The sequence below is a fragment of the Streptomyces sp. WELS2 genome (assembly GCF_013870595.1).
Classification (GTDB): Bacteria; Actinomycetota; Actinomycetes; order Streptomycetales; family Streptomycetaceae; genus Streptomyces.
This window is the reverse complement of the sequence record NZ_JACBWZ010001238.1, coordinates 1-1,372: the sequence shown is the minus strand read 5'-3', so window position 1 is coordinate 1,372 and position 1,372 is coordinate 1. Positions and strand designations below refer to the sequence as shown.

The 1,372-nt window shown below is 73.5% G+C and carries 1 protein-coding gene; it reads right to left on the bottom strand.

Translation table 11 applies throughout. The features are described 5' to 3' along the window. Positions 1-101: 101 nt before the first annotated feature. Positions 102-1,372: adenosylmethionine--8-amino-7-oxononanoate transaminase (locus H5J33_RS35330; protein WP_258565624.1), on the bottom strand; the 1,271-nt coding region annotated here is incomplete at its 5' end.

The window sequence follows — 1,372 nt, the reverse complement described above, 5'->3', positions numbered from 1 at the left end:
CCACCGACCGCCCGGCCGCGAGGGCCGAGGCGGCGACGGCCGCGGTGGTGACGGTCTTGCCGACCTCCGTGCCGGTGCCCGTGATCACCAGTACCCGCATGTCATCCCTCCCGCGCCGCGGCGCACACCGCGCGCGCGATCCGTGCCACGTCCTCGTCCGAGGTGACGTAGGGCGGCATCGTGTAGATCAGGTCGCGGAACGGGCGCAGCCACACACCGGCCCGTACCGCCGCGTCCGTCGCGGCCCGCATGTCCACCGGGTGGTCGAGCTGGACGACACCGATGGCGCCGAGGACCCGCACATCGCGCACCCCGGGAACGTCCCGCGCCGGCGCCAGGCCCTCGCCCAGGCCCGCCTCGATCCGCTTGACCTCGCCGAGCCAGTCCTGGCCCAGCAGCAGCTCCACCGAGGCACAGGCCACGGCCGCCGCCAGCGGGTTGCCCATGAACGTCGGGCCGTGCGCGAGCACCGGCACCTCGCCCCGCGAGATGCCGTCGGCCACCCGAGCGGAGCACAAGGTGGCCGCCAGCGTCAGATAGCCGCCGGTCAGCGCCTTGCCCACACACATCACATCGGGCGCGACGGCCGCGTGGTCCGCCGCGAACAGCGCGCCGGTGCGGCCGAAACCGGTGGCGATCTCGTCGAACACCAGCAGCACGTCGTGTGCGTCGCACGCCTCGCGCAGCACCCGCAGATACGCGGGGGAGTGGAAGCGCATCCCGCCCGCGCCCTGCACCACCGGCTCCACGATCACCGCGGCCAGCTCGTCGGCGTGCCGCGCGATCAGCTCCCGCAGATGCTCCGCGTACGACTCCTCGTACGCGGCGGGCGGCGGGTCAGCGAACACCTGGCGCGGCAGGACGCCGGTCCACAGCTCGTGCATCCCGCCCTCGGGGTCGCACACCGACATCGGCTGCCAGGTGTCACCGTGGTAGCCGCCCCGCCAGGTCAGCAGCCGCCGCTTGGCCGGACGGCCGAGCGAACGCCAGTACTGCAGGCACATCTTCACCGCGACCTCGACCGACACGGACCCCGAGTCGGCCAGGAAGACGTGTTCCAGGCCCTCCGGCGACAGGTCGACCAGGAGCTTCGCCAGCCGGACGGCGGGCTCGTGCGTGAGCCCGCCGAACATCACGTGGCTCATCCGGCCCAGCTGCTCGCGCGCGGCCTCGTTCAGCACCGGGTGGTTGTAGCCGTGGATGGCCGACCACCACGACGACATGCCGTCGACCAGCTCGCCGGAACCGTCCGCCAGCCGCAGCCGGACCCCGCTCGCCGACTCCACGACGAGCGGGTCCACCCGGCCGGGCATGGGGCCGTACGGGTGCCACACATGCCGCCGGTCCAGTTCCAGCAGCTCCGCGACGGCCG